This window comes from Roseovarius conchicola (assembly GCF_041403425.1).
Classification (GTDB): Bacteria; Pseudomonadota; Alphaproteobacteria; order Rhodobacterales; family Rhodobacteraceae; genus Roseovarius; species Roseovarius conchicola.
This window is the reverse complement of record NZ_JBGEHK010000002.1, coordinates 359,866-385,312: the sequence shown is the minus strand read 5'-3', so window position 1 is coordinate 385,312 and position 25,447 is coordinate 359,866. Positions and strand designations below refer to the sequence as shown.

Genomic DNA, 25,447 nt, shown 5'->3' with positions numbered 1-25,447 from the left:
CGCAAAACGCCCGGTACATGTGAGCATTGTGAGCGTTTCGCCTCAGCTGAGTACATCAGATCTGTGGCGAAACGCTTCAGACCAACAGGGCAATGTATCGCCCTCGGCAGGCGTGGCCAGATAGACCGCCCGCGCAATTGCCCGTGCCATACAGGTGGCAGCCGCATGACCCAACATCAGCGTATCCGCAACCGGATCAGCCATGGCCTTCGCGCCGGTCGAGGCGGCAAAGATCAGATCGCCATCCATCGGCGTGTGCGACGGCACCAGCGCGCGGGCAAACCCATCATGGGCCGCCGTGGCCATGCGCGTGCATTGCGCCTGAGTTAACGTGGCATCTGTCGCGACGATCCCGATGGTGGTGTTGGCGTGCTGAGACAGCTTGGTTGGCGGCATCTGCGCATCCGGATAGTGCCGCGCTGCGCCCAAGCCGCCGAACTCGTCCCCAATCTCAAAGGGCGCGGCCCAAAACTCGGGGCCATCCGCCACGGTGGCAGAGCCCAGAGCGTTGACCGCCACCAAAGCCCCAACCGTGTGACCAGACGACAAAACCACCGAGGCCGAGCCCAAGCCGCCTTTCAAAGTGGCGGTGGTGGCTCCCGTACCTGCCCCCGTTGTGCCCAGAGCGAAGTTAACACTGGCGATCTCGACCGCCTCGACCCCCAAACGTTTGTAAGGGTTCTCGGCCCAATCCTTGTCACCACCATTCAGCAAATCGAACAGGATCGCACCGGGGCAGATCGGCACAGCCTGATCCCCCACAACAAACCCGCGCCCATGCCCACGCAGCGCATCCGCCACGCCCGAGGCCGCATCCAGCCCGAAGGCTGAGCCGCCTGAAAGGACCAGCGCATCGACCTGCTCCACCAACCGATCAGGTGCCAAAAGGTCAGTCTCGCGGGTGCCGGGCGCGCCGCCCATCACGTGCACTCCGGCTGTGAAAGGCGCATCGCCCACCAGCACTGTCGCGCCGGTTTTAATGGTATCATCCTGTGCATTGCCAACCCGCAGGCCCGCGACGTCGGTGATCAGGTTGGAGGGGCCAGGCTGTGCTGTCATGGCTCAAAAACGTCCTTCGGTTTGTCGCAAAACATCTTGTCAGATTATACAGGATCAGCAAGAACAGGTGCAGGCCGGGGCGATGGCGTCGCCCCGTAGGCCTCATAATCCAAACAGTCCTGAACGCCGGGACCTTTCTTTTGAAGGAGGGTCACTATGACTGCACATCCTACATTCACCGACACCGCACGCCCGGACATGTACCGGTTCCACAATGGCGAGAAGGCACCCCTGCCGTTCGACGCGTCTGAATATGACGCGCGTCTGGCCGGGCTGCGCCTGATCATGGCCGAGGCCGAGGTGGACGCCGTTGTCTTCACCTCGATGCACAACATCGCCTACTACTCGGGCTTTCTCTACTGCGCCTTCGGACGACCCTATGGTCTGGTTGTCACCGCCACAGAAAGCGTAACGATTTCTGCGGGTATCGACGCGGGCCAACCTTGGCGCCGCTCGCATCAGGACAACATCACCTATACCGACTGGCAGCGTGACAATTACTGGCGCGCGGTTCTGTCCGTCTCAGGCAGCGGCAAGGTGATCGGCTATGAGGGCGATCACCTCAGCCTGATGCAAAAGGCCAAGCTGGATGCGTTCCTCAGCCCGTCACGCACCGTCGATCTGGCCGGAGCAACCATGCGCCAGCGTATGCACAAATCCGCCGCCGAGATCGCGCTGATCCGCAAATGCACGGCGATTGCCGATGTGGGCGGCTATGCCATCCGCGATGCGGTCCGGATCGGCACCCGCGAGATCGACGTAGCCATGGCCGGGCGCGATGCGATGGAGGCCGAAATCGCCCGCGTCTTCCCCGATGCAGAATACCGCGACACATGGGTCTGGTTCCAATCGGGCATCAACACCGATGGGGCGCATAACCCCGTGACTGCTCGTCAGCTGCAGCGCGGTGATATCCTGAGCCTCAACACTTTCCCGATGATCTCGGCCTATTACGTCGCACTGGAGCGCACCATGTTCGTGGGCGAGGTCGATGACGCCTCGCTGAAAATCTGGGAGGCAAACGTAGCCGCCCATGAATACGGGATGAGCCTTTTGAAGCCGGGGATCAGCTGTGCCGAGGTCACGCACAAGATCAATGACTTCTTTGCCGAGCGTGATCTGCTGCAATACCGCACCTTTGGCTATGGCCATTCCTTTGGAATCCTCAGCCACTACTATGGCCGCGAAGCGGGGCTGGAACTGCGCGAGGATATCGACACCGTGCTGGAACCCGGTATGGTGATCTCGATGGAGCCAATGCTGACCATCGCGGATGGCAAACCCGGTGCCGGGGGCTATCGCGAGCATGATGTGTTGGTGATCACCGAGGATGGCAACGAGAACATCACCGGCTATCCCTATGGGCCTGAGTTTAACGTGGTTGGCTAGGCAATGACGGGTGGCCCTATTTAGGGCCACCCTTTCTATTCAAGCAGCGTCGCGCTTGTCGGGGCCATAGGCATCGCCCACGTAGTCTTCGAGCAGCTTTTCGTTCTTGGCCTCTTCGATCCGGTTGATCCGGTCGATGCGGGCTTGATTGTCAAAGCGGTACTTCACGAAATTCACCAGGCTGAGCGTCAGCAGAAGGATACCGATGCCCCAATAGCCCTTGGTGGCCAGCGGCACATCAACGGATTTGTAAAGCGAGATGGCCAGCAGGATGTAGGCGGCGGCCACCCCTACCAGGTTAAAGAGCATGATCACGGTGTTATCCGGTTTGTCGTGGTTCATCATTTTTCAAATCTCCTGTTGAAATGGATAGGTCAGCCTTGCTTCAGGCGGTCCAGCACCTGCTGGGCTGTCACTTTGGTCGCGGGGCCAAAGCCGCTGGCGGCCATACGGTCATCAAGCGAACTGTGATTCAACTCGGCGTCGATCCCCGAGAGAATCTGTGCCTGCTCGAACGGGTCGTCACGGCCCACGACGCGGACAATCAGCTCTTCGGCCTCATCAGCAGCCGAGGTGTTGGCAATGGTGGTGCGCAACGTGCCTTGCATCTGTTGTTCCCTGCGGATCGCACGGGCGGTGATGGCACCCTGTTTGAGATCAATTAACCGGCGATACGCGGCCTCGACCGACCCGCGCAGACGCGTGACCTGCACATCCAGACGATCCAGCGTGTCCTGCCGCAACCGGGCCTCGTTCTCCATGGAAGCAATCGCCTCGGCGGCTTGCAGGGCCATGTCCTCGCGCTTGGCCTCCATCGCTCCGGAGGCGCGTACCAACATGGTTTCGATCCTAGCGTTCAAAGCCTCAAGCAAACGATTTTCCGATCTCTTGCGCTGAACAAGCGAGGCCAGCGTCGCCTTTGCGGCCTTCAGCTGTACATCGGCTTCGCAGATTTTCTGGTCAATCAATTCGATTGCAAAAGCATCCTTGACCCGATCTTCGGCCCTGGCATTCGCCCCCGACACAAGCGTTTTCAATGTTCCCAGCATGTATTCACCTCCATTATGAACAATGTTCACAAATGGAGGTAGGATGTCTATGAACGCCGTTCAATAACTCTATTGAACAACTTTGAGAAACTATTTGTTTCCAGCGCCCTGACAGACGACCAATTCTATCATCCGCATCAGCTGATCCTGCGGAATGGGCATGACGCGATTTTCGATACCTAAGGAGACGATCCCATGCACCGATGAAAACAGCGCGCGGGTCATCAGGGCCTGATCCGTCTGCGACATTTCAGGGAAACACTCGGCCACCGGCCCCGAGATATGATCAAAGAGCTGATCCAGCTGGTCCCAATACCATCGCGGCACCTGCAGATCAGCCGAGAACGGAACATCAAACAGGCTGCGCCACCGATTGGGGTGATGCATTGCAAACTCAAGATAGGCCGCCGCGATGGCGATCAGCCGCTGGGTTGCGCTGGCACCTTCGTACCCCTGCAACCCATGCTGTAAAGCCGCATCAAGCTGTTGAAACGTGCGCCCGTTCACCGCCAACACGATATCGTTGAGATCATCAAACACGTTGTAGATGGCGCCCAATGCGCATTCCGCCTCTTTGGCCAGATCGCGTGCCTTGACGGCCTCGACGCCCCCGGCCGCCACACGGATTTCGGCGATATCGACCAGCTTGTTGCGCAGGGCCTTGTGCCGCTCTTCGATCTTTCCGGCCACGGGATGTCCTTCTTGTGAACTGCGTTCAATTCATAAAGCAGGCCAGCCAGAAAACCAAGTGATCCAACGTCACTCTATGCAAAGTCCAGCCAATACCCGAAGGTCACCTGACCCAACCGGAGAGCGCCATGACCACCCTTGCCGATTTTGCTACCGCCGTGACTGCCCGCGCCAAGGGGCGCATTCGGGGGACCGTCCGCCTTGCAATGCCGGACCTTGGCACGCTGTTCGTGGATGAAACCGGCGCGATTGAAAGCGACAAAGAGGCCGAGATCACGCTGACCGCCAAATCAGATGTCTTCAAGAACATCGTTAGCGGCGATCAGGACCCGGCCATGGCGTTCATGACCCGCAAGCTGAAGGTCGATGGCAATCCGATGCGGGCGCTGAAGATCGGCGAGATCCTCAGCTCCGACCCTTAAACCATCGCAAATACGCGCGCGGGCCCGCCCGAGCCGCCGCGGTGTTTGGGCGCACCGATCACAATTGTGGCCCCGGCAGCGGGAAGTTTATCCAGATTGGCAATATTCTCGATACCGAAGCGGCCAGTGGGCAGCCACGCGTAATGTGTGGCGAAATCCGCCGATGGGCCATGATCCAGAGACAGGGAATCCGTAGCAATCGACTGTGCGCCAGTTTCCTCGATCAGCATCTTGGCGGTCTCCACATGGAAGCCGGGAAAATGCATCACGCCCTCGCCATCGGCATTGCGAAACCCGTCACCTCCGGTTTTGCCGCCCCAGCCGGAATGCATGGCAACGCAGGCATTGTCCGGGATATCGCCATTTGCGGCGATCCAGGCCTTGATGTCCTCGGGCGTCACCTGAGCATCGGCATCCGCTTCGGCCTTGGCCGCGATGTCGATCACGCAAAGCGGGGCCACCAGGGTGCCCACGGGGATCTCATCCACAGAAGCGCCGTCGGCCGAGAAATGCAGCGGGGCGTCGATATGGGTGCCTGTATGCTCGTTCAAGGTCATCGAAAACAGGTTGAACCCATTGTCGGCGAATTTGAACTCCTGCTTCATTTCAATGCCCGGAGCCCCGAAATAGGTCGGGAAGTCGGCATCATAGGTGTGTGTCAGATCCTCGACCGCGCCGTGTCCTGCAGCCATGGCGGGCGGGGCGGTCACCGAGCCGAGTGCAGCCGCAGCCCCAGCCACCGCGCTGGTGGTGAAAAAATCGCGCCGCGACAACATCTTTTTCTTCACGGCCTTCATCACGCAGATATCGCACATTATCTTTCTCCCTGTTGGTTGTGTTATTGGGGTCAACACCTGATAACATCACCCGGGCATCGGTTCGGTCAAATCACGATTGGTGTGAGGCAATGAGTAGGGAACTGCGATGGGCTATGTGAAATGGGCATTCTGGTGCACCTTCTGGGTGCTGGTGCTGGCGTTTCTGCACTATACCCTGCCACAACATGATATCGTGCGGGTGACCGACACGTATGAGAAGCGTGTTGATTTCGGCGAAAACTCGATCTTCTGGTCCAATCAGGGCACCGGCGAAGTTGAAGGCACGGTCAATCGAGATGTGTTCTTCATCCAGACCAAACAAGCCAGCAATAACCGCGTGATGGTCTACCGGAACGAGGATACCGGCTGGGGCTGGCCGCCTTATTTCAAGTTTGACACTGCCAATCTGCAGGCCGAAGCCTCGGATCTGAAATCAGTTGCCGAGACCCCCAAATGGGTGGCGATCAAGCATTACGGCTGGCGCAACGAATTCCTGTCGATCTATCCCAATGCGATCAGTGTCCGGCCGGTCAGCGGGCCGGATGCGCGGATTATTCCGTGGCTGAACATCGTGATCCTGACCTTCCTCGCCGCCCTGTTCTGGGGCGTCTATGTGCGCTGGAAACGGTTCCGGGAAAACCGGATCAATCCCACAATCGACGAATGGACCGATGGGTGGGGGTAAGAACGGTTATCTGACCGAGTTGACCTGAGGCTTAGGCGATAGTCGGCAACCGTTCACCGCTTGCCGTAGTACAGCCCAACCACATGCTCGGCCTCGGCAAAGAACAACCAGCGGGACGCCGCCACGCCCAGCAGATGGCTAAGCACTGCAATCGCCGCCAGGAAGTGACCGAATGGCAGCAACAGCAGGATCACCGGCAGGACATACCCCAGCACAAGGGCGATCACCCGCAGCTTCAGCGCATGTTTGCGCCCGACCACATGCACGAATTCGCGCAGCAGGTAGTTGCCCCCGGTATGGGGCGGTTCAAACGCGCGCACGGACCCGATACTGCCCAGTCCCGTGGCGGTCGCCATGTTTGTGCCGCTACCCGCAAATGCGCCGTCACCTTGCATCCACCACAGCACCTGCACCACCGCCGCCACCGGCAGCAAAATCAACGCGATGCTGATCTGTCCGGCCAGCAGCGCACCCCCCGAGAGCGAGATGGCCAACAACAGCGCGGCGGTCAGCGGCGTATGCCAGCGCGGCACGGTTTTCAGCTGCGCATAAATCATCGCAGTGGCGAAAACGGTGGCCAGCGACAAGATCGCACCAAGCCAGCCCAGAAGCATCCACGAGGTCGACATGAACACGGTGCCCAGCGCAAAGAGGCCCATCACCAGCAAGGCCGAGACCGAGGCCCAACCTTCGCGGCTAAGCCAGGACGAGCGCCATTGCGTGAAGGCTTTCAACGCACGCTCCGGGTGGCCCAGATGGAACGTCGAAGCGGCCAATCCACCAACCGCCAAGCCGTAAGCGATCACGAAAAACACGAAAGCGGTCCAACCGGTGACATCCGGCAAGCCGAGGCCTAACCAAAACAGCAAGCCAAATCCTAAACCCGAAAGCGTGGTGAAAATTATAACTGAAGGAGCTGGATGCATCAGATTTTCTCCAGAGCTTTATCAAGCCAGCCAAGGAAGCCCTTGGGTTCTTCCGCAACGGGCTTCAGATAGGGGGCCAGCACGTCGATCTGGTCCATCTGGTCCTTGGGGCGGGGGGGCAGGTATTGGTTGACGGGTTTGGTGCCTTGTTCGGGCATCAGATCCATCCCACCACGTTCGGCCACCAACTGGCTGACCTCGCTGTCAGGATCGCCCAGATCCCCAAAGTGCCGCGCGCCGGCCGGGCAGGTGCGCACGCAAGCAGGCACGCGATCGACCTCGGGCAGGTTGTCGTTGTAAATTCGGTCAACACAAAGGGTGCATTTCTTCATCACCCCTTCGGCCTGATCCATCTCGCGCGCGCCATAAGGACAGGCCCAGGCGCAGAGGCCACAGCCGATGCAATCCGTTTCGTTCACCAGAACGATGCCATCCTCAACCCGCTTATAGCTGGCCCCGGTGGGGCAAACGGTGACACAGGGCGCATCCTCGCAATGCAAGCAGGATTTGGGGAAGTGGATCAGTTGGGCCGCGCCCTCTTCGGGCTGCACTTCGTAAGAATGCACGCGGTTCAGGAAGGTCCCCGTCGGATCGCCTCCATAGGGGTCCTGATCAGACAGGGGCGCACCATAGTTTTCAGTGTTCCAGCCTTTGCAGGACACTACGCAGGCATGACAGCCCACGCATGTGTCCAGATCAATGACCAGACCCAGTTTCTTCTGAGTGCTTTCGGGCAACGTCGTCATGTGCGGCGCTCCTCAAATTCTGTTTGGGTGGCCTCAGCCACCGGTTCTTCCTTGCTGGCATCCCACGTGGCGATAAACCAGATGAATGATCCCAGGGTCAGGGCAACAAAAGCGAAAATCGCAAGAAGGGTGCGTTGCATCGGACTCATTTCCCCACCTTCCATGTCAATTCCTCGGGGCCGGTGCCCACAGGCGACTTGATCGGCGGCAAGGCCGGTTGGCTTTCGGCGGGGGCCTCGGCCTTTTCGATCTTCACGCGCAGGTCGAACCACGCGGCCTGCCCGGTGATCGGATCGGAATTGGCCCAGCGCAGCCCATCGCCCTTTTCCGGCATCAATTCGTGGATCAGGTGGTTGAGCAGGAAGCCTTTCGTGGCCTCGGGCGCGTCCTCCTCCAGCGCCCACGCGCCTTTGCGTTTTCCGATCGCATTCCAAGTCCAGACTGTGTTTTCGTTCAAGGCGGCCATATGAGCCACCGGCACGGTGATCTCGCCATGCACCGAGGTCACCCTGGCCCAGTCGCCATCTTCCAGACCATGCGCGGTCATCAGTTTGGTCGGCATATATAGCGGGTTATGCCCGTGGATCTGACGCAGCCACGCATTTTGTGTTCCCCAGCTGTGATACATCGCCATGGGGCGTTGGGTCAGCGCGTGCACCGGATACTCGTCGGGATCGACAACGTCGTCTTCAAAGGGCGGATACCACATCGGCAGCGGGTCGAGCGTTTTCTTGATCCGCTCGCGCAGATGATCCGGGGGCTGGCGATCGCCATGGCCCTCGGCGGCGCGCTGGAACTTGCGCATCGTCTCGACATAAAGATCAAAGATGTAAGGCTGCGGCGTGTCATAAAGCCCGATCTCGACCGCCCAATCCTGATAGCCCATGTTCCACGGCTTCATATAGGCTTGGTTATCGGGGATGTGCTTCACAAAGAACCCACCATTCGCGATATAGCTTTTCAGCTGCGAGCCATTTGGGGCGCCCCGACCGTGGGTCAGCCCCGATTTGCCCATCCGCCACCCGGCCAGCGGGCCGATGCCCGGCTTGCGTTCGTGGTTGACGATGTAATCGGCGTAGTCGGTATATTTGGCGCTGCCATCCTCGTTGGTGAACCCGGGCAGCTTCATCTTGTTGGCCAGTTGTATCAGCGCCGTCTGGAACCCGCGCACATCGCGATCCGGTTCGATCACCGGCCAGCGGATCGCGTCGGCGGCACCGTCCGCCTCGCAGATCGGACGGTCGAGCAGGCTAATGCAATCGTGACGTTCAAGGTAAGTCGTGTCGGGCAGGATCAGGTCGGCATAGGCCACCATTTCGCTGCTATAGGCATCTGAATAGATGATGCGAGGAATGACGTAATTCCCGTCTTCATCCTTGTCGGTCAGCATGTCGATCACACCGGATGTGTTCATCGACGAGTTCCACGACATGTTGGCCATATACATGAACAACGTGTCGATCTTGTACGGGTCCCCCGCATGGGCGTTTGAGATCACCATATGCATCAGGCCATGCGCTGACATCGGGTTTTCCCAGGTAAACGCCTTGTCGATCCGCGCTGGCGTACCGTCATCCTTCAGCGCCAGATCCTCGGGGCCGCGCACAAAGCCCAGATGCGGGCCATCCAGCGGCTTGCCCGGCGTGACCTTGCAATGCGGCGTGGGGTGGATGCTGGCTGGTTTCGGATAGGGCGGTTTGAAGCGGAAGCCACCGGGGACCTCGACCGATCCCAGCAGGATTTGCAGCACATGCAGCGCGCGACAGGTCTGGAAACCGTTGGAATGGGCCGACACACCGCGCATGGAATGGAAGCTGACAGGGCGGCCTTTCATGGTCTTGTGGGTCTCACCGCGGAAGTCGGTCCATTCGCGGTCCAGCACGATCTCTTCTTCAAAGGCGACGCGGGCGATCTCGGCGGCGATGGCCTTGATCTTCTCGGCTTTGATCCCGCATTTCCCGGCCACGGCCTCGGGCGCGTATTGCTTGTCCAGATAGCGCGAGGCCATCAGGTGCATCACAGGACGATGAGTGATCCCGGCATGGCGGTAGGCCCCGTTCAGATCGGGTTTGACACCGGGCTGATCAAACGGGGCCAGCTTGCCGGTGACGCGATCCATGACCAGCGCCTTGCCGTTCTCATCACGCATCAGCATGCCGTACTCGTCGGACTTTGAATCGCGGTTCACGATCACCGGCGCATTGGTGTAGCGGGCCAGGTAATCCAGGTCGATCTTGCCCGCTTTCATCAACTCATGCACCAGCGACAGGATGAACAGCCCATCGGTGCCCGGGGTGATGCCGACCCAATCATCGGCCACCGCGTTATACCCGGTGCGGATCGGGTTGACGCCAATCACCTTGGCCCCGCGCGCCTTGATCTTGCCGATGCCCATCTTGATCGGGTTGCTGTCGTGATCTTCGGCAACCCCGAACAGCATGAACAGCTTGGTGTAATCCCAATCGGGCTGGCCAAACTCCCAGAAGGCGCCGCCCATCGTGTAGATGCCCGCCGCCGCCATGTTGACGGAACAGAACCCGCCATGCGCCGCATAGTTGGGTGTGCCAAAATTCTGCGCCCAGAAGCTGGTGAAGCTTTGCGATTGATCGCGCCCGGTGAAAAACGCCAGCTTTTCGGGGTCCTGACGCAATGGCTCCAGCCAGCCAGTCGCAATGTCCAGCGCCTCGTCCCAGCTGATTTCCTCAAACTCGCCCGAGCCACGCGGCCCAACCCGTTTCAGCGGTGCACGCAACCTAGACGGTGCATTAACCTGCATGATCCCGGCACTGCCCTTGGCACACAACACACCCTTGTTCACCGGATGATCGCGGTTGCCTTCGATATAAGCGACCTTGCCATCCTTCATATGCACGTTGATGCCACAGCGACAGGCGCACATGTAACAGGTGGTCTTGCGCACCTCGTCCGAGACCTTGGGCGAAGTATTCACTTTCGGTTGCTGGAATGTCATCTGGCGTCCTTGTTTCTGGGCGTCGTCTCAGGTGAGATAGTGTATGCCTGCCAGGATCACCCCGGCAATGAAAAGTGTCTCGACGACAATCAGGGCAATCGCAGCGCCTCCGACCGACAAGACCTGTTTAAGATTGGTTTTCATGCCCACCGCCGCAATCGCGATCAGCAAAAGCCAGCGCGAGGCCTGGCTGAGAAATTCGGAAACGGCGGCCGGGATCATCCCGAACGAGCTGAGCGCGGCCAGCACCAGAAAACCCACCACAAAGCTGGGCAGGATCGGTGGGCGTTTCCCGCTGTCATCGGCCTCGGCAAAACGGCGGATCAGCAATGCGGCGACCAGCACGATCGGGGCCAGCATGGCCACGCGGAACAGTTTGACCAGTGTGGCCGTATCGCCGGTCTGTTCAGAAATCGAGAATCCTGCGCCGACCACCTGAGCCACATCATGGATGGTCCCGCCCAGAAACACGCCGCCTGCAACGTCGTTCATGTCCAGCACGCGCACCAGAACCGGATAGGCAATCATCGCAATGGTCGAGAGCACCGTCACACCCAGCACGGTAAAGATCAGCCGCTCTTCCGAGCGTTCATCTTTCGGCAAGATCGCAGAAATCGCCATCGCTGCCGAAGCCCCGCAAATCGCCACCGACCCGGCGGTCAGAAACGCAAAGCGCCATTTGTGGCCAAACAGCCGCGCCACGGCCAATCCAAACGCAATCGTGGCCAAAACCCCGCCTACAACCAACGCAATCAGATCCCAACCCAGACCAAGCATCAGGGTCATCGACACCCGCACGCCCAACAGAGCCACCCCAAGCCGCAACAAGGTGCGTGCCGAAAAAGAGATTCCATCAACGGTTTTGCCCTCTTCCCCCAGAAAACTGACTGCGATACCCAGCAAAAGGGCCAGCAACATGGCGGGTGTGGCGTAGTGTTCAGACAGGAACTTGGCCGTGATGGCGACGATCACCGCCACCATGATACCCGGAAACAGCAGGCGCGTGCTCTCTTTGATCTCGGCCACAGACGGAAGAGCGATCGAATTTGCAGACACCATTGTTGGGGGTCTTTCCTTACATACACAGGTGTGGCGTCGTCTCGCAGCACACGAGGGGGCAGCCGGGTTGCGTGTTCCATTGCCGACAAAGGGTGTCGAATATGCCCCGACATACTTTGGGTATGACATCGCGCATGGCCGCTTGGGGCGCTGCGCGATCCTGGCCGAGGGCGGCCATCGCGTTACCTTGTCCGTTTCTCGGCGCAGGTTAAGACAGTTTCGCAGTGGTCGCGACTATTTTCTTAAGTCTTCGGATTTCCTGAATTTATGTTCCGAAAGTCCGAAGATCTCGGCGCAGTTGTTCCCGCTCGGGTTCTTGACCTTTCACCGGGTGACAGCCACATGTCACCTAACACGTGCAGGAGCCGCCAATGACCCCGGACCAGATTGCAAAACTTCCCTACCGGCCCTGCGTGGGGGTCATGTTGGTCAACGCGCAAGGCCATGTCTTTGTCGGCCAGCGCATCGATAATCAGATTGCTGCATGGCAAATGCCTCAGGGTGGTGTGGACCCGGGCGAAGCCCCTGCCGACGCTGCTCTGCGCGAGCTATGGGAGGAAACCGGCGTGCCCAGCGATCTGGTCTCAATCGAGGCGGAAACCAAAGACTGGCTGCCCTATGATCTGCCGCACGACCTTGTGCCACGCATCTGGAAGGGCCGCTTCAGGGGGCAAAAGCAAAAATGGTTTCTGTTGCGCTTTCACGGCGAGGACAAGGATGTGAATATCGCCACCAAACATCCCGAGTTTTCTGAGTGGCGCTGGTTGCCAACCGACCAGCTGGTGGCCAATATCGTACCGTTCAAAAAGGACGTCTATACCTCTGTTCTGGACGAGTTTGGAGCATATCTGTGATCCGCAAAACGATCCTTTCCACCGCGGCCATCGCCTTGGCCACCCCGGCCCTGTCGCTGTCTTGTCTGCCGCCGGACGTGACATCTGCCTATAATATGGCCGCCGAGTCCGAGGACCACTACATCGTCGTCACCGGCGAATTGACGTTCAAAGACGCCAAGCTGCCCAAGGGCTACGCCAACGACAGCCCGGCCAGCACCCGTGTTCCCGCCCGGCTGACAGGCAAGGCCCTAACCAAATCAGGGTTCAACATAGCATTTGATCGCAACATTACGCTGGACGTGCTGTGCTTTGGCCCATGGTGCGGCGGTGCCGGATCGGGCGAAACATACCTGACCTTTCTCAAGCGCGAAGGCGATGGGTATGTGATGGAGGCCGATCCTTGTGGCAGCATGGCGTTTCAAAACCCGACCGATAACATGATGGAACAGGTCGAAAGATGCTTTGCCGGCGGGCGATGCGGCAAGTAAAAAGCCACCTTCACCCGTAGCGCGCCACGAAATTGCGCAGGATAACCTCGGGGGCGTGCACATCTGCTGCCCGGCACATGGCGATCAGTTCTTCTGCCGCTTCGGGCGGGAAGTAACCGCGGTGCTTGTAGATGTTGATGCGGGTCTCAAAACCATCGCCGTCGGCCTCGGGGTGGAACTGTGTGGCATACACGTTTTGCCCGTGGCGGATCATCTGATACGGGCAGGTCGGGGATGACACCAGATGCGTGCAGCCCTCGGGCAACTCCTGTAATGCCTCTTTATGGCCGACAAAGGCAGTGAACGCCTCCGGAACGCCATCAAGCAATGGATCAGACCCCACCACTTTGCAGTCAGACGTGCCCACTGGTTCGGAATACGCGCGTTTGCTGACATCGCTGTCCAGGTGCTTGCCCAGGATTCCGATCCCGTAGCAGCAGCCCATGAACGGAAAGTCCCGGGCTGTGATCTCGGGCATCAGGGACAGTACCGCGGCTTCAATCTGCGCCTCAACCGGCGTCTTGTCCTCGGGCGCGTCGCTGACACAACCCGGACCACCGCCAACAATCACACCGGCATACTTGTCCAGACCGAGGTCCGCGGGCAACTCCTGCTGATCCAGCCGGATGCGGTGCACATCCCCCCGGGTCAACCCGCCTTTGCGCAGAATGGCCTCGAATTCGCTATCCGACGCCTCGGTTTCGGGGCGCAATTGCAGAATCAGAAAGGGCTTGGTCATGGTCGGGGCCTTCACGTGGAGTATCGACCTGTCGTGGTTGCCCGCTCTGGCTGAAACCGTCAACCCCCGACCCCACACCCGGCCCGGTCGTGCCGCTTGACCCTGCGTGGCAAAGGGATACCCTGCACGACAGTTCAAACGCCGGAAGGATGCCCCATGTCCCGCTCGCTCAGCCTGGCAGCCTATATGGCCTATGCGCGGCGGGCCTCTGTGCCACAGGCGCCGCCGGACCTTGAGCGCCCGGAGGGGGAGTTGGTCTGGGCCCATGCAGCCGATGCCACCCGAGCCGAGGCGCTGTGCCAAATCGCCGAACGACTCTGGCATCTGCGCCCCGGCCTGACCCTTATTCTGACAGCCGCCGAAGATGTCGCACAACCGGCGCGCAACGTGCTCACCGTGATCTGGACGCCGTTGCCGGAAGATACCGTGGCCTCGGTCGAGACATTTCTGGATCATTGGCGTCCTGATATCTGCCTGTGGACAGGCGGCGATCTGCGGCCTGCCTTGCTGAACTGTGCGGATCAGCGGGATATCCCGCTTTACCTGATTGATGCGGACGAGGTGCAGCTGGACCGCCCCGGCTGGCGCTGGTTTCCCGACCTGCCGCGCTCATTGCTGAAATCCTTTGCGCAAATCCAGGCCCGCTCGGAAGAGGCCGCGCGCGCGTTGCGGCGGATCGGCGTCCCGGACGAGGATATCTCGATTACCGGGGCGCTCAGGGCAGAAGCAATCCCGCTGCCTTTCAACGAAACCGAACGCGAAGAGCTGGCCCAGACCCTGCGGGGCCGCCCTGTCTGGTTGGCGGCGCGGCTGCATCTGAACGAGCTTGAAACTGTTCTGGAGGCGCGTCGTCAAGTCAGTCGCTTGTCCCACCGGCTGGTCCTGATGCTGACCCCCGAAGAGCCCGAGGACGCACCAAAATTCAAAGAGCGTCTGGAAGACTACGGGCTGCGCACGGCCATCTGGGCCGATAGTGACTGGCCTGAAGAGACCACCCAGGTGATCCTCGGGGACACGGCCGAAGACCTCGGCCTGTGGTACCGCGTCGCGCCGGTGACATTTCTGGGCGGGTCTTTGTTCGCCGGGATGCACGGTCATGATCCGAATGAGCCTGCGGTGCACGGCTCGGCCATTCTCTATGGTCCCAATGTGCGCAGTTACCTGACGGATTACTCGCGCTATGCCGAGGCCCGCGCCGCCCGGATCGTGCGCGATGCCGATACGATGGCAGCCGCGGTACAGGCCCTGATTGCCCCTGATCAGGCGGCGGCGATGGCCCACGCCGCCTGGGATGTGGCCTCGCAAGGGGCCGAAGTGACAGACAGTGTGCTGGATCTGGTGCAGGACACGCTTGATATCGTGGGGGCAGGCTGATGCGCGCGCCCCGGTTCTGGAACCGTCCGCCCAAGCGGCCCGGCCTTATGGCGCGGATGCTCTCTCCTCTTGGCTGGCTCTATGGTCGCGCCACGGCACGCCGTTTGGCAAATGGGGTGCCACAGCGCATGAATGTGCCGGTGATCTGCGTGGGCAACCTGAACGCCGGTGGCACGGGCAAGACGCCCACGGTGATCGCACTGGTGCAACACCTGCAAGGCAAGGGTGTGCGCCCATTCGTAATTTCACGCGGACATGGCGGCCGCCTGACTGGCCCGGTCGAGGTGGACCCAAAACAACACAGCGCGGCAGATGTCGGTGACGAGCCCATGTTAATCGCCGCCTTCACCCGTGTCTGGATCGCCCGCGAACGGGCCTTGGCCGCGAAAGCTGCTGCGGAGGCCGGGGCGGATGTGATCGTGATGGATGACGGGCTGCAGAACCCTGATCTGGTCAAGGATCTGTCGCTGATCGTCGTGGATGCCACGCATGGGTTTGGCAACGGGCTGTGCCTGCCGGCCGGCCCGCTACGTGAGCCGGTCAGCGCCGGAATGGCGCGTGCCGATCTGGTTCTGTCGATCGGCCCCGAAGGCGCGCAGGATCGGTTTGTCTCCACTTGGCGCAACGCGATTTCCCCACCGCATTTACGCGGGCATCTGGCCCCTTTGGAAACCGGCATGGACTGGACCGATACACCCTTTCTGGCCTTCGCCGGAATCGGTCATCCCGAGAAATTCTTTGCCACATTACGGAGTTTGGGTGCAACTTTGGCAAGGTCCGAAGCGCTGGAGGATCACCAACCGCTGACGCCCGCTCTGATGGGGCGGCTTGAGGGGGAGGCCGCACTTCTTGGCGCACAAATGGTGACCACCGAAAAAGATGCCGTGCGTCTGCCGCCCGAGTTCCGATCAAAGGTGATCACGCTTCCGGTGCGGTTGGAAATCGACGATATTGGCCTGCTGGACAAAGCAGTGGAGCCACTTTTGGAAGTGTCGCAATCAGGCGAGACGCAGGCTTAACTTCTCCCCGACACTGAAGGCATCTGAAGCTGCAAAAAGGCTACTGCCATGCCCGAATTGACCCAAGCGCAAATCGACACTTTCTGGCGCGATGGCTATCTGTTGGTCGAAGACGCAGTCAGCCCTGATCAGCTTTCAGATCTACGGCACGTGTTTGAAGGCTGGGTCGAAGACAGCCGGACTCACCACGATGATTACGGCGAGACCATGGATGGCCGCGCGCGGTTCAGCCTGGAGCCGGGCCACACGGCCACAGCCCCCGCCCTGCGCCGCGTGCAATCGCCCGAGGAAGTGTCGGATGTCTATCTTGGCGTCATGCGGAGCGCACGTACGGTCGATATCGTGGCCGATTTGCTGGGTCCAAACCTCAAATTCCACCACGGCAAGGTGAATTCAAAACAGCCGGGCGCGGCCACGAAGGTCAAATTCCATCAGGACTTCCCGTTCCAACCGATGACCAACGATGATCTGATCACCGCCTTGTTGTTCGTGGACCAAGTAACCGAGGAAAACGGCCCGCTGGAAGTGGTGCCCGGCACCCATAAAGGCCCGCTTTATTCGCTGTGGCATGACGGGCAGTTTACCGGAGCGGTTGCCGATGATGTTTATGAAGAGCACAAGGACAATATCGTCAAATGCACCGGGCCTGCGGGCGCGGTGTGCCTGATGCATTCCAGCCTGTTGCACGGCTCGGCCCCGAACCTGTCGGATCAACCCCGCACACTTTACATCGCGACCTATTATGCCGAGGACGCCATCGAACTCAGCCCCAATCACCTGCCCAGCAAACACACGCATGAGCTGGTCCGGGGCGAACATACTGGCCGCGTGCGGTGTTCCTCTTACGAGATGGAAATCCCGGAAAAGCCGTCCTCAACCTCGTTCTTTGATCAGCAAGCCGCCGGTTAACCGTCTTCGTCCAGCTTGGGCGACGGGCGGTTCAGCGCAAGATCGGCATCCGAAAATCGGAAGGGCGAGCGGACACCGGGCACGCCATCCGGATTGATCTGCATGCCCCGCGCCTGCACTTGCGGGTCATCAAACACCTCTTGCAGATCGTTGATCGGACCGGCGGGCACGCCCTTATCCTCACAAGCCTGAAGCAGGTCGGATTTGGTGAAGGTCTTTGTATAGGCCGTCAACAAATCGGACAGTTCATCGCGGCGCGACACCCGGTCGGCATTGGTCAGGAAACGCGTATCCTCGGCTAGCTCGGCGCAGCCCAGGAGGGCGCAGAGCCGTTGATACTGCGGGTCATTCCCGGTGGCGATAATGATGAAGCCATCGGCGCAGTCAAACACCTGATAGGGGCTGAGATTGGGATGAAAATTGCCCAACCGCCCCGGCGCCTGCCCGGTTGAAAGATAATTCATCGCCTGATTGGCGGTTACGGACACGGCCACGTCCATCAGCGCCATGTCAATCTGTTGCCCCTTGCCGGTGACTTGGCGTTGATGCAGCGCGGCCAGAATGGCGGTGGCGGCATAAACCCCGGTGAACACATCGGTGATCGCCACGCCCACTTTCAGCGGCTGGCGATCGACCTCGCCGGTGATCGACATCAGGCCGGACATGCCCTGGATAATGTAATCATACCCGGCGCGATGGGCATAAGGGCCATCCTGACCGAAACCGGTGATCGAGCAATAGATCAGGCCGGGGTTGATCGCCGCCAGACTATCGTAATCCAACCCGTATTTGGCGAGGCCGCCAACCTTGAAATTCTCGATCACGATATCGGCGTCGCGGATCAGTTCGCGCACCTGTTCCTGACCATCCTCGGTGCGGAAATCTATCGCGATGCTGGATTTCCCGCGATTACAGCCGTGGAAATAGGCCGCCGTTTTCTCGCCGGCGCGCTCGATAAAGGGCGGACCCCAATTGCGGGTATCATCCCCTGCAGGGCTTTCGACCTTGATCACGTCGGCACCCAGATCAGACAGGGTCTGACCGGCCCAGGGGCCCGCCAGAATCCGCGCCAGTTCGACGACTTTCAGACCCGCCAGAGGGGTGGTCATTACTCGGCCAGCTTTTCGTCGATCAGGGCCTTCAGTTCGGAATAGGAATTGTTCTTGGGTCTCTGCCCGTTGATGATCACCGTCGGGGTCGCGCTGACGTCATCCGCCTCGGCATTGACCTGGAACCAGGCCACCAGCGCCTCGGCCTTTTCGGAATCGTTCAGACACGCCTCAAGCTGGGCATCGTCCAGACCGGCCACTTTGCCGATATTGCGCAGGTTGTTAGCAATCTGCACAGGGTCCTGACCCGAGCCGATCCAATCGCTTTGCTGCGCATAGATCATGTCGGTTAAGCCAAAGAAGCGCTCTTCCCCGCCACACCGCGCCACCATCGACGCCCAAAGGCCAAAGCGATCAAAAAACACGTCGCGATAAATGAAATGCACCTGATTGGTGTCGATGTAATCCGCCTTCAGCTGTTTGAACTGATCGGTGTGGAACCGCGCGCAATGTGGACAGGTGAACGACGCATATTCGATCACAGTGACCTTGGCGTCCTCGGGGCCCATAGTCATTTCAACCACGGACGAGGTGTCAATGTCAGAGGCTTCCTGAGCGTTGGCCGCTCCTGCGGGAAGCTCGGCGATGTTGGACGGGGCCGACCGTGTCTGCATGAAGATCGCCCCGGCGGCGATGGCAAGGCCCACGGCCCCCACAAGGATCAGTCGGTTCATCATCTTCCCTTTCAACTCAGCGTTTTGCCTTGCTTAATACGTTCTGACCCAAAGCTTCAAGCGCCGCTCGCAGGTCGGTGTCATCGACAGGGGCGGCCAGATCATGGGCCGCCTTTTGGGTGACTGGATCGGGGGCCGCCGGGGCTTCCGGTTTTGGCCTATGTTCAAAGCTGGCCTGACCCTCGGCAAAGCCCACCGGGGCCGTCTGGGTCAGGCGAATGCGCGAAATAGCGTTATAGCCGTAGACCGCGTTCACCTTCTCGCGCAGCTTTTCCTTTTGCATCTCCAGCATCGGGGCCTGCGCGCCCGTGGTCAGCACGCTTAACGTGGCGCCCATACCCCCGCGCCCATAGCTGACATCGACAGGCCGGGCGATGGCGGCAATGTCCTGGCCGACCACCTCTTCCCAGTGGATCAACAGCCGCGACACCGCAAAGCCCCGCGTTTCCGACGCACGCCGGATGCGATCTTTCAACAGATTGGACGTGCGCTTGAACCCCTTTGAGCCGGGACGCGGCGGAACCATAGGTGACCTCCTGTACTTCTGCTCTAATCTAAGGCATGTGCCGGGGCATGCCAGCCCCCTTTTCGTCACACGGAGCCTAACGAATGCGTGATCTGGCAAAAGCCTCGGACCTGCTGGAATGGTATGACCATCATGCCCGCACCATGCCGTGGCGGATCAGCCCGCAGGACCGCGCACGCGGGGTGATTCCCGATCCATATCGTGTCTGGCTCAGCGAAGTGATGTTGCAACAAACCACCGTCGCCGCCGTCACCTCGTATTTTGAGCGATTCACGGCCCTGTGGCCAACCGTGAGTGACCTTGCCGCAGCTTCGGATGACGCTGTGATGGGCGAATGGGCTGGCCTTGGCTATTACGCCCGCGCCCGCAACCTTCTGAAATGTGCCCGCGCGGTGACCGATGATCATGGTGGCGTCTTTCCGGGCACATATGACGCGCTGTTATCCCTACCCGGCATCGGGCCTTATACGGCCTCGGCGATTTCGGCGATTGCGTTTGACCGACCCGAAACGGTGGTGGATGGCAATGTGGAACGGGTGATGGCCCGCCTGCATGCGATTACAACGCCCTTGCCCGCGGCCAAACCCGAACTGACAAAGGCTGCTGCCGTGCTGACCCCTGCGCAACGCCCCGGCGATTATGCGCAGGCGGTGATGGACCTTGGCGCGACGATCTGCACACCAAAAAATCCGACCTGCGGCATTTGTCCATGGCGCGACCCGTGCGAAGCGCGCGCGGAAGGGATTGCCGCTGATCTGCCCCGTAAGACACCAAGGAAACCCAAACCGACACGGCTGGGCATCGCTTATGTCGTGCGCCGCCCGGATGGGGCATGGCTGCTTGAACGCCGCCCCGACAAGGGATTGCTGGGCGGGATGCTGGGTTGGCCCGGATCGGATTGGTCCGACGCACCCACACCCGCGCCCCCGATGGAGGCCGACTGGAAGATTCTGTCCGAAGAGGCCCGCCATACCTTCACGCATTTCCACCTGCGCCTTAAAATCGCCATCGCGCACAGCGATAATCTTCCCGCAACTGGCCAATTTCTCGATGCGGCCACTTTCCAACCCTCGAAGTTACCCACCGTCATGCGAAAAGTTTTTGACCTGGCCGCCCCGGAATTGGCAAAACAAAGCCAATCACAGACATCAGAACGGACAAGATGATGCTTACCGCCACCCAGGTCGCCAAAGTTCAAAATGCTCTGCCCTTCTGGATGACGCTGCTGCTCATCCCACTGGCGCTGATCGGTGCGGGCTTTGGTGGATGGACGGTGCTGTTGCTGCCGCTGGCAACCTGGTATCTTTTTTCCATCCTTGATGCATTTTTCGGTCTCAACCTGGAGAATGCCGATCCTGAGATCGGGGAAACCCACCTCTTCTGGTACAAACTGATCACGATAATCTGGGCGCCGATCCAGTTCTTGCTGCTTTTTGGCATGATCTGGTACGTGACCCGCGCCGAGCATCTTTCGGCGCTTGAGCAATTCGGCCTGTTCTTCGGCATTGGTGTGATCACCGGGGCCGTGGGGATCGTTTACAGCCACGAATTGATGCACCAGAAAAACAAGGTGGAGCGTTGGATGGGCGATCTCCTGTTGGCCATGGTGCTCTACTCGCATTTCCGGTCCGAACATTTGCTGGTGCATCACCGCCATGTGGGCACCCCGCGCGATCCGGTCACGGCGCGTTACAATGAAGGCTTCCACCGGTTTTATCCGCGGGTCCTGCATGAATGCTGGCATTCAGCCTTTAACGCTGAAAAAGACATGCTGGCGCGCAAAAACAAGCCCTGGACCGATCTGTCGAACCCATTCTGGCGGTACTGGGCCTTGCAAGCTGCAATGCTGTTGCTGGCCCTGACCATTGGCGGGCTGCATGGCGTCGTGCTGTTCCTTATCCAGGCAGGCGTCGCGATCTGGCAGCTGGAACTGACCAATTACGTGGAACATTATGGCCTGACGCGAAAACATCTGGGCGACGGCAAGTACGAACATGTTATGCCGCGTCACAGCTGGAACGCGGCACATAAGGCGTCGAACTGGTTGTTGATCAATCTACAGCGCCACTCCGATCATCACTACAAACCCAACCGGCGCTTTCCACTGCTCCAGAACTATACCGAAGCAGAGGCCCCGCAGCTGCCCTATGGGTATCCGGTGATGACCCTGGTCGCGATGATCCCCCCGCTTTGGCGCCGCATGATGAATCCCCGCGTGCGCCAATGGCGCCAGACCTACTATCCCGAGATTGCCGACTGGAAACCCTATAACAAGGCGCTCAATCCGACACCGCGGTAATGCCGCATCCCGCCAGACGCGGTCTGTGCTATACTGATCATGCGCGCGATCGTTTCACTGCCGGAGACGATGACATGTCCCTTAGCCAAACCCAACTTGACCTGATCCGGTCCAGCTTTACTGCCCTGCGCGATGATCCCGAGCCAAAATCCCTGGCATTCTACGAGAACCTGTTCCGACGTGCCCCGTATCTCAAACCGATGTTTCGCGAAGATCTGGGGGGGCAGGGCATGCGATTCATGGCCACGCTCGGTGCAATTGTCGACAACCTGCATCGGCCTGAAGCAATGGCCGACCGTTACACCGATCTAGGGGTTGGTCACCGTGCCATTGGCGTGACGGCCCGCGATTTTGAACCCATGGGCAAAGCTCTGCTCGACACGCTTGAAGAAGCTCTGGGCGACGAATTTACCCCCGAAAAGCGAGAGGCCTGGTCATTGGCCTTTGCCGAATTCTCGCGTGACATCATCGAGAAGGGCGAAATTCCGCCAGAATAGCGCCTTTGGTCAAGGACGACGCAGCGTGTCGCCATAGCTGATCTTGGGTTCCATTGACTCGCGTACCGCCTCACTGGCCTCGCCATTGACCCGAGCGGCGATGATCTCGGCTGCGCGCCGACCGGTATCCAGACGGCACGCATCCATCGTGGCCAGTTCCTTGGGCAGACCCTTCAAAAGGTTGACCCCGTTGAAACCCGCAAGCCCGATCTGTCCGGGGATATCAACACCTTGTTCCAGCAAGTACATCAACCCGCCGGCACCGATCAAGTCATTGGAATAGTATAGAAAATCTATCTCCGGCTCACGCTCCAGCATGGCTTGAGTCATCTCGCGCCCCTTCACCAGAGCAGACCCACCGGAGTAAAACTCCTTATCGATGATCTCGACACCCTTCTTGGCCAGTGTCTCGGTAAACCCTTCAAAGCGTTTCCGGGCCCGGTGATCCAATGCCATCTTGGTGCCCAGGAATCCGATCTTCTGATATCCACCTTTCAGGATCGCCTCGGCCATCTTTTGACCGGCGCGGCGATGCGAAATCCCCACCATCGAGTCCACTGGCGTGCCATCCGTATCCATGATCTCGACCACCGGAATACCCGAGGCGCGCAGCATGGCTCGGGACGCATCCGTGTGTTCGATCCCGGCGATGATCACCCCGGACGGTCGCCATGACAACATTTCGTACAAGACTTTTTCTTCTTTTTCAGGTGAATAGCCTGTGACACCGACAACCGGCTGCAATTCGGTCTCTTCCAGAACCTGGGTGATCCCGGTCATCACCTCGGGGAAGACCATATTGGACATCGACGGAATAATCACCGCTACCAGGTTGACACGGGACGAGGCCAGCGCGCCCGCGATCTTGTTGGGCACATAGCCCAGTTGCTTGGCGGTTTGCAGGACCCGCTCACGCGTGGCATCCGAGACATCGCCGCGGTTGCGCAACACGCGGCTGACGGTCATTTCGGACACGCCCGAGGCTTCGGACACATCGCGCAGGGTCAATGGACGGTGGTTTTGCTCAGTCAATGGAGTGACGCTTTCCTGAAAGGTCTGGAGAGCACGTTAACGCAAACATCACGCCGGGATCAAGCGTCTCGACTTTACCAAATCCGACGATGACAAAGCGCTGTTACGCGGGTAAGTAAATCCCATCGGCCCCGTGGCTCAACTGGATAGAGCAGCCCCCTCCTAAGGGGCAGGTTGCAGGTTCGAATCCTGCCGGGGTCGCCATTGGTTCGGTTTGTCGATATCTCAAAAGAAAAGGCCGACCTGTGCTATGACAGATCGGCCTTTCAGAGATTTTCGGCGTTTCTTACCCGGCGTTGCGTGTCGGTGCCCGGAACTCGGTTTCGTCGGTCACGGCAAACCGGCCGCCTTTCAGTTTTTGCAACTTGCCCTGACGCAACAGCTGTCCGAACGAGCGCAGACCGTCTTCGCGGGAGAACGAGTCTCCTTCGACTTCTTTCAGCTTGCCCATCAGCATCGGGCGCGAGAATTGCGGACGGCCTTCCACATCGGCCATGTAGGCGGCGGCGGCTTCAAGCAGTTCCGCAAGGTTGTTCGCGCCCATTTCCGCAGCGAACTCGGTAAAGTTGCTGCCGTCTGGTGCCGTGTCTCCCTCGACGGCTTCCAGTTCGGTCGTCGTGATACGCCGCGGGCGCACCGGAGCGCGATCTGTATCGATACGCTGTTCGGCGACCAGCTTTAGCGGAGCGGGCCGTTCGCCTGTCGGGCGTTCAGACCGGCCCCCACCTTCGGCACGGGGGCGGCGCGGGCGCACCACATCGGCCAGATCGGTGCGATAGGGCGTTTCATCCACGTCCGGGCGCATCTCGGAACCGGCGCTTTTCTCGGCGCGGGTTGCGGCGACAGCAGCGCGCAGGTGCTGGATCGCATTGCGACGCTTGGCCTGTTCGGGCTCGTCCCGCTGGGTGTCGGCCTCGTCAAAGATGCGCGAAACGTCTGAATCACGCTCCATGCGTTGAAGTTTATCAACCCCTTTTTCCGTGACGCTATCGTCATCGGGCAAAAGGTTTTCGTCAAGACGGGCCTGGATTTCTTCTTCGCTCAGATCATCCGCTGTAGAAGGCAGGATTGCACTCTCCTCTGACAGCTCAAGCGGTTCCGACATATCGTCATGATCTTCCGCAGTTTCCTGTTCGGCCACAGGCGCGTCCTCGACCGGGTCGGTTGCGTCCAGTTCGGCGTCTTCAATATCCGCTTGCTCGAACGTGGCATCTTCCACTTCGGGGGTACCGAATTCGGCCTCAACCTCGGCCAGTTCACGTTGCAACTCGGCCTCTTCCTCGGGGGAGAGGGTATCATCCAAACCATCATCGGCCGGATTGATCGTATCCTCTTCGGAAAACAGATTCTCGGCCAGCGCGGCGGCTTCGTCGTGATCTTCTTCAAGTTGCCCGGATGCGATGGCGTCATCGAGATCGCTGCGCTTCATCTTGACCACGCAAACATTCATATCGCGGGCGGCGGCAGCAGCCTCAGGCGCGTCGTCGACCTCAGATACCTCTTCCTCGGGCGTGGCGTCTGCCATTAGCTGGGCCAGAGTATCTTCGATGGCGCTGTCACTCTCGGCCGGCTCTTCAACCAGAGCCTCAGCGGCCGGCGCGGGTTCGTCGGCCGAGGCCACCTGTTCGATGATCGAGGACAGATCGTCCTGCGGCTCATCGTCGGTGGTCTGGGCCTGTTCATGTTCAATATCACTGATATCTTCAACGTCTGCTGCATCTGGCTGCAGCTCGGTCGCGTCATCTTCGGCCAGCGCATCTTCCAGATCAGAGGCTGTCGCGCCAAGGAAGTCCTGCGCATGTTCGTCTTCAGTGAATTCTTCGCCATAGGCCGCGCCTGACTGGGCCACAACCGACCGGATACGGCGCAGTTTAGCGGCCACGCTATCAGGATCGGGATGTGTAACCTCGGCTGAATCGTCAGCAGGTTCGGACATCGAAGGACCATCGGCATCGGTCGATACCGTTGCCGGTTCATCTGCAGAGGCGTCTTCTTCGACACTTTCGGCTTCGGCTTCGGCTTCGGCTTCGGCTTCGGCTTCGGCTTCGGCTTCGGCTTCGGCTTCGGCTTCGGCTTCGGCTTCGGCTTCGGCTTCGGCTTCGGCTTCGGCTTCGGCTTCGGCTTCGGCTTC

Annotated in this window: 27 protein-coding genes and 1 tRNA gene; 12 read left to right on the top strand and 16 right to left on the bottom strand. The window is 59.7% G+C overall.

Annotation, left to right across the window (positions count from 1 at the left end):
• Positions 1–42: 42 nt before the first annotated feature.
• On the bottom strand, positions 43–1,059 hold the full coding sequence (locus V6N02_RS07750) for a P1 family peptidase (protein WP_371224955.1): 1,017 nt from the start codon (positions 1,057–1,059) through the stop codon (positions 43–45).
• A gap of 156 nt (positions 1,060–1,215) precedes the next feature.
• Here V6N02_RS07750 and V6N02_RS07745 point away from each other — a divergent pair, with 156 nt between their 5' ends.
• On the top strand, positions 1,216–2,448 hold the full coding sequence (locus V6N02_RS07745; protein ID WP_371224954.1) for an aminopeptidase P family protein: 1,233 nt from the start codon (positions 1,216–1,218) through the stop codon (positions 2,446–2,448).
• 39 nt (positions 2,449–2,487) lie between these two features.
• Here V6N02_RS07745 and V6N02_RS07740 read toward each other — a convergent pair whose 3' ends face one another.
• The 3 genes from V6N02_RS07740 to V6N02_RS07730 all read right to left on the bottom strand — a co-directional run bounded on the left by V6N02_RS07740 (position 2,488) and on the right by V6N02_RS07730 (position 4,187).
• Entirely contained in the window at positions 2,488–2,790 is a 303-nt protein-coding gene (locus tag V6N02_RS07740; RefSeq protein WP_371224953.1) for a hypothetical protein, read from the bottom strand.
• Between the two features lie 32 nt (positions 2,791–2,822).
• The gene (locus V6N02_RS07735) at positions 2,823–3,497 is read right to left on the bottom strand and encodes a PspA/IM30 family protein (protein ID WP_371224952.1); all 675 of its coding nucleotides are present in this window, start codon (positions 3,495–3,497) and stop codon (positions 2,823–2,825) included.
• Between the two features lie 90 nt (positions 3,498–3,587).
• Positions 3,588–4,187, bottom strand: a complete 600-nt coding sequence (locus V6N02_RS07730; RefSeq protein WP_371224951.1) for a TetR/AcrR family transcriptional regulator — start codon at positions 4,185–4,187, stop codon at positions 3,588–3,590.
• A gap of 128 nt (positions 4,188–4,315) precedes the next feature.
• Between V6N02_RS07730 and V6N02_RS07725 the strand changes: the two genes are divergently transcribed.
• On the top strand, positions 4,316–4,609 hold the full coding sequence (locus V6N02_RS07725; protein ID WP_371224950.1) for an SCP2 sterol-binding domain-containing protein: 294 nt from the start codon (positions 4,316–4,318) through the stop codon (positions 4,607–4,609).
• Here the strand turns inward: V6N02_RS07725 and V6N02_RS07720 are convergent.
• Entirely contained in the window at positions 4,606–5,424 is an 819-nt protein-coding gene (locus V6N02_RS07720) for a cyclase family protein (RefSeq protein ID WP_371224949.1), read from the bottom strand. The two genes, V6N02_RS07725 and V6N02_RS07720, sit on opposite strands and share 4 nt — an antisense overlap.
• Before the next feature lie 109 nt (positions 5,425–5,533).
• On the opposite strand from V6N02_RS07720, the gene V6N02_RS07715 reads away from it, so the two are divergent.
• Positions 5,534–6,112 (top strand): DUF1523 family protein, encoded by a 579-nt coding sequence (locus tag V6N02_RS07715; protein WP_371224948.1) that lies wholly within the window; start codon positions 5,534–5,536, stop codon positions 6,110–6,112.
• A 53-nt stretch (positions 6,113–6,165) separates the two neighbouring features.
• On the opposite strand, the gene V6N02_RS07710 is transcribed toward V6N02_RS07715, so the two are convergent.
• Genes V6N02_RS07710 through V6N02_RS07690 form a run of 5 tightly spaced genes read right to left on the bottom strand, consistent with a single transcriptional unit; the run spans position 6,166 to position 11,814 of the window.
• Positions 6,166–7,038 (bottom strand): dimethyl sulfoxide reductase anchor subunit family protein, encoded by an 873-nt coding sequence (locus tag V6N02_RS07710; RefSeq protein ID WP_371224947.1) that lies wholly within the window; start codon positions 7,036–7,038, stop codon positions 6,166–6,168.
• On the bottom strand, positions 7,038–7,784 hold the full coding sequence (locus V6N02_RS07705) for a 4Fe-4S dicluster domain-containing protein (RefSeq protein WP_371224946.1): 747 nt from the start codon (positions 7,782–7,784) through the stop codon (positions 7,038–7,040). Before V6N02_RS07705 ends, V6N02_RS07710 begins: the two co-directional genes overlap by 1 nt.
• On the bottom strand, positions 7,781–7,924 hold the full coding sequence (locus tag V6N02_RS07700; protein WP_371224945.1) for a hypothetical protein: 144 nt from the start codon (positions 7,922–7,924) through the stop codon (positions 7,781–7,783). The genes V6N02_RS07705 and V6N02_RS07700 overlap by 4 nt, the downstream gene beginning before the upstream one ends.
• A 5-nt stretch (positions 7,925–7,929) precedes the next feature.
• Complete coding sequence (locus V6N02_RS07695) at positions 7,930–10,755, bottom strand: molybdopterin oxidoreductase family protein (RefSeq protein ID WP_371224943.1); 2,826 nt, start codon at positions 10,753–10,755, stop codon at positions 7,930–7,932.
• A gap of 27 nt (positions 10,756–10,782) precedes the next feature.
• The gene (locus V6N02_RS07690) at positions 10,783–11,814 is read right to left on the bottom strand and encodes a YeiH family protein (protein WP_371224942.1); all 1,032 of its coding nucleotides are present in this window, start codon (positions 11,812–11,814) and stop codon (positions 10,783–10,785) included.
• Positions 11,815–12,185: 371 nt separating this feature from the next.
• Here V6N02_RS07690 and V6N02_RS07685 point away from each other — a divergent pair, with 371 nt between their 5' ends.
• On the top strand, positions 12,186–12,668 hold the full coding sequence (locus tag V6N02_RS07685; protein WP_371224941.1) for an RNA pyrophosphohydrolase: 483 nt from the start codon (positions 12,186–12,188) through the stop codon (positions 12,666–12,668).
• The gene (locus V6N02_RS07680) at positions 12,665–13,138 is read left to right on the top strand and encodes a hypothetical protein (protein WP_371224940.1); all 474 of its coding nucleotides are present in this window, start codon (positions 12,665–12,667) and stop codon (positions 13,136–13,138) included. The genes V6N02_RS07685 and V6N02_RS07680 overlap by 4 nt, the downstream gene beginning before the upstream one ends.
• Positions 13,139–13,148: 10 nt before the next feature.
• On the opposite strand, the gene V6N02_RS07675 is transcribed toward V6N02_RS07680, so the two are convergent.
• On the bottom strand, positions 13,149–13,877 hold the full coding sequence (locus V6N02_RS07675) for a glutamine amidotransferase (protein WP_371224939.1): 729 nt from the start codon (positions 13,875–13,877) through the stop codon (positions 13,149–13,151).
• Between the two features lie 156 nt (positions 13,878–14,033).
• Between V6N02_RS07675 and V6N02_RS07670 the strand changes: the two genes are divergently transcribed.
• The 3 genes from V6N02_RS07670 to V6N02_RS07660 are packed head-to-tail and all read left to right on the top strand — an operon-like array spanning position 14,034 to position 17,179.
• Positions 14,034–15,251 carry a 3-deoxy-D-manno-octulosonic acid transferase gene (locus V6N02_RS07670; protein WP_371224938.1) on the top strand — a complete coding sequence of 406 codons (1,218 nt, stop codon included), beginning with the start codon at positions 14,034–14,036 and terminating at the stop codon, positions 15,249–15,251.
• Positions 15,251–16,270 (top strand): tetraacyldisaccharide 4'-kinase, encoded by a 1,020-nt coding sequence (gene lpxK, locus V6N02_RS07665; protein WP_371224937.1) that lies wholly within the window; start codon positions 15,251–15,253, stop codon positions 16,268–16,270. The genes V6N02_RS07670 and lpxK overlap by 1 nt, the downstream gene beginning before the upstream one ends.
• A gap of 48 nt (positions 16,271–16,318) precedes the next feature.
• A complete protein-coding gene (locus V6N02_RS07660; protein WP_371224935.1) occupies positions 16,319–17,179 on the top strand; it encodes a phytanoyl-CoA dioxygenase family protein in 861 nt (286 codons plus the stop codon).
• On the opposite strand, the gene V6N02_RS07655 is transcribed toward V6N02_RS07660, so the two are convergent.
• The 3 genes from V6N02_RS07655 to V6N02_RS07645 are packed head-to-tail and all read right to left on the bottom strand — an operon-like array spanning position 17,176 to position 19,488.
• Positions 17,176–18,288 carry a CaiB/BaiF CoA transferase family protein gene (locus tag V6N02_RS07655; RefSeq protein ID WP_371224934.1) on the bottom strand — a complete coding sequence of 371 codons (1,113 nt, stop codon included), beginning with the start codon at positions 18,286–18,288 and terminating at the stop codon, positions 17,176–17,178. The genes V6N02_RS07660 and V6N02_RS07655 overlap by 4 nt on opposite strands.
• Positions 18,288–18,962 (bottom strand): DsbA family protein, encoded by a 675-nt coding sequence (locus tag V6N02_RS07650; protein ID WP_371224933.1) that lies wholly within the window; start codon positions 18,960–18,962, stop codon positions 18,288–18,290. Before V6N02_RS07650 ends, V6N02_RS07655 begins: the two co-directional genes overlap by 1 nt.
• A 16-nt stretch (positions 18,963–18,978) precedes the next feature.
• Positions 18,979–19,488, bottom strand: coding sequence for a DUF721 domain-containing protein (locus V6N02_RS07645; protein WP_371224932.1), 510 nt, complete (start codon positions 19,486–19,488; stop codon positions 18,979–18,981).
• Positions 19,489–19,571: 83 nt separating this feature from the next.
• Here V6N02_RS07645 and mutY point away from each other — a divergent pair, with 83 nt between their 5' ends.
• The 3 genes from mutY (at position 19,572) to V6N02_RS07630 (ending at position 22,284) form a co-directional block, all read left to right on the top strand.
• Positions 19,572–20,654, top strand: a complete 1,083-nt coding sequence (gene mutY / locus V6N02_RS07640; protein ID WP_371224931.1) for an A/G-specific adenine glycosylase — start codon at positions 19,572–19,574, stop codon at positions 20,652–20,654.
• Complete coding sequence (locus V6N02_RS07635) at positions 20,654–21,787, top strand: alkane 1-monooxygenase (protein WP_371224930.1); 1,134 nt, start codon at positions 20,654–20,656, stop codon at positions 21,785–21,787. The genes mutY and V6N02_RS07635 overlap by 1 nt, the downstream gene beginning before the upstream one ends.
• A 74-nt stretch (positions 21,788–21,861) precedes the next feature.
• Positions 21,862–22,284, top strand: a complete 423-nt coding sequence (locus tag V6N02_RS07630) for a globin domain-containing protein (protein WP_371224929.1) — start codon at positions 21,862–21,864, stop codon at positions 22,282–22,284.
• A 9-nt stretch (positions 22,285–22,293) separates the two neighbouring features.
• Here the strand turns inward: V6N02_RS07630 and V6N02_RS07625 are convergent, their stop codons facing one another.
• Positions 22,294–23,316, bottom strand: a complete 1,023-nt coding sequence (locus V6N02_RS07625; RefSeq protein WP_371224928.1) for a LacI family DNA-binding transcriptional regulator — start codon at positions 23,314–23,316, stop codon at positions 22,294–22,296.
• A gap of 127 nt (positions 23,317–23,443) precedes the next feature.
• Here V6N02_RS07625 and V6N02_RS07620 point away from each other — a divergent pair.
• Positions 23,444–23,520 (top strand) — tRNA-Arg (locus tag V6N02_RS07620).
• An 82-nt stretch (positions 23,521–23,602) separates the two neighbouring features.
• On the opposite strand, the gene V6N02_RS07615 is transcribed toward V6N02_RS07620, so the two are convergent.
• On the bottom strand, positions 23,603–25,447 hold a 1,845-nt coding region (locus tag V6N02_RS07615), incomplete at its 5' end, for a hypothetical protein (RefSeq protein ID WP_371224927.1).

Bases quoted from the DNA above. Each gene is read 5' to 3' on its own strand.
- V6N02_RS07750 (WP_371224955.1), bottom strand. From the start codon at position 1,059: ATGACAGCACAGCCTGGCCCCTCCAACCTGATCACCGACGTCGCGGGC.
- V6N02_RS07745 (WP_371224954.1), top strand. From the start codon at position 1,216: ATGACTGCACATCCTACATTCACCGACACCGCACGCCCGGACATGTAC.
- V6N02_RS07740 (WP_371224953.1), bottom strand. From the start codon at position 2,790: ATGAACCACGACAAACCGGATAACACCGTGATCATGCTCTTTAACCTG.
- V6N02_RS07735 (WP_371224952.1), bottom strand. From the start codon at position 3,497: ATGCTGGGAACATTGAAAACGCTTGTGTCGGGGGCGAATGCCAGGGCC.
- V6N02_RS07725 (WP_371224950.1), top strand. From the start codon at position 4,316: ATGACCACCCTTGCCGATTTTGCTACCGCCGTGACTGCCCGCGCCAAG.
- V6N02_RS07720 (WP_371224949.1), bottom strand. From the start codon at position 5,424: ATGTGCGATATCTGCGTGATGAAGGCCGTGAAGAAAAAGATGTTGTCG.
- V6N02_RS07715 (WP_371224948.1), top strand. From the start codon at position 5,534: ATGGGCTATGTGAAATGGGCATTCTGGTGCACCTTCTGGGTGCTGGTG.
- V6N02_RS07710 (WP_371224947.1), bottom strand. From the start codon at position 7,038: ATGCATCCAGCTCCTTCAGTTATAATTTTCACCACGCTTTCGGGTTTA.
- V6N02_RS07705 (WP_371224946.1), bottom strand. From the start codon at position 7,784: ATGACGACGTTGCCCGAAAGCACTCAGAAGAAACTGGGTCTGGTCATT.
- V6N02_RS07700 (WP_371224945.1), bottom strand. From the start codon at position 7,924: ATGCAACGCACCCTTCTTGCGATTTTCGCTTTTGTTGCCCTGACCCTG.
- V6N02_RS07695 (WP_371224943.1), bottom strand. From the start codon at position 10,755: ATGACATTCCAGCAACCGAAAGTGAATACTTCGCCCAAGGTCTCGGAC.
- V6N02_RS07690 (WP_371224942.1), bottom strand. From the start codon at position 11,814: ATGGTGTCTGCAAATTCGATCGCTCTTCCGTCTGTGGCCGAGATCAAA.
- V6N02_RS07685 (WP_371224941.1), top strand. From the start codon at position 12,186: ATGACCCCGGACCAGATTGCAAAACTTCCCTACCGGCCCTGCGTGGGG.
- V6N02_RS07675 (WP_371224939.1), bottom strand. From the start codon at position 13,877: ATGACCAAGCCCTTTCTGATTCTGCAATTGCGCCCCGAAACCGAGGCG.
- V6N02_RS07670 (WP_371224938.1), top strand. From the start codon at position 14,034: ATGTCCCGCTCGCTCAGCCTGGCAGCCTATATGGCCTATGCGCGGCGG.
- lpxK (WP_371224937.1), top strand. From the start codon at position 15,251: ATGCGCGCGCCCCGGTTCTGGAACCGTCCGCCCAAGCGGCCCGGCCTT.
- V6N02_RS07660 (WP_371224935.1), top strand. From the start codon at position 16,319: ATGCCCGAATTGACCCAAGCGCAAATCGACACTTTCTGGCGCGATGGC.
- V6N02_RS07655 (WP_371224934.1), bottom strand. From the start codon at position 18,288: ATGACCACCCCTCTGGCGGGTCTGAAAGTCGTCGAACTGGCGCGGATT.
- V6N02_RS07650 (WP_371224933.1), bottom strand. From the start codon at position 18,962: ATGAACCGACTGATCCTTGTGGGGGCCGTGGGCCTTGCCATCGCCGCC.
- V6N02_RS07645 (WP_371224932.1), bottom strand. From the start codon at position 19,488: ATGGTTCCGCCGCGTCCCGGCTCAAAGGGGTTCAAGCGCACGTCCAAT.
- mutY (WP_371224931.1), top strand. From the start codon at position 19,572: ATGCGTGATCTGGCAAAAGCCTCGGACCTGCTGGAATGGTATGACCAT.
- V6N02_RS07635 (WP_371224930.1), top strand. From the start codon at position 20,654: ATGCTTACCGCCACCCAGGTCGCCAAAGTTCAAAATGCTCTGCCCTTC.
- V6N02_RS07630 (WP_371224929.1), top strand. From the start codon at position 21,862: ATGTCCCTTAGCCAAACCCAACTTGACCTGATCCGGTCCAGCTTTACT.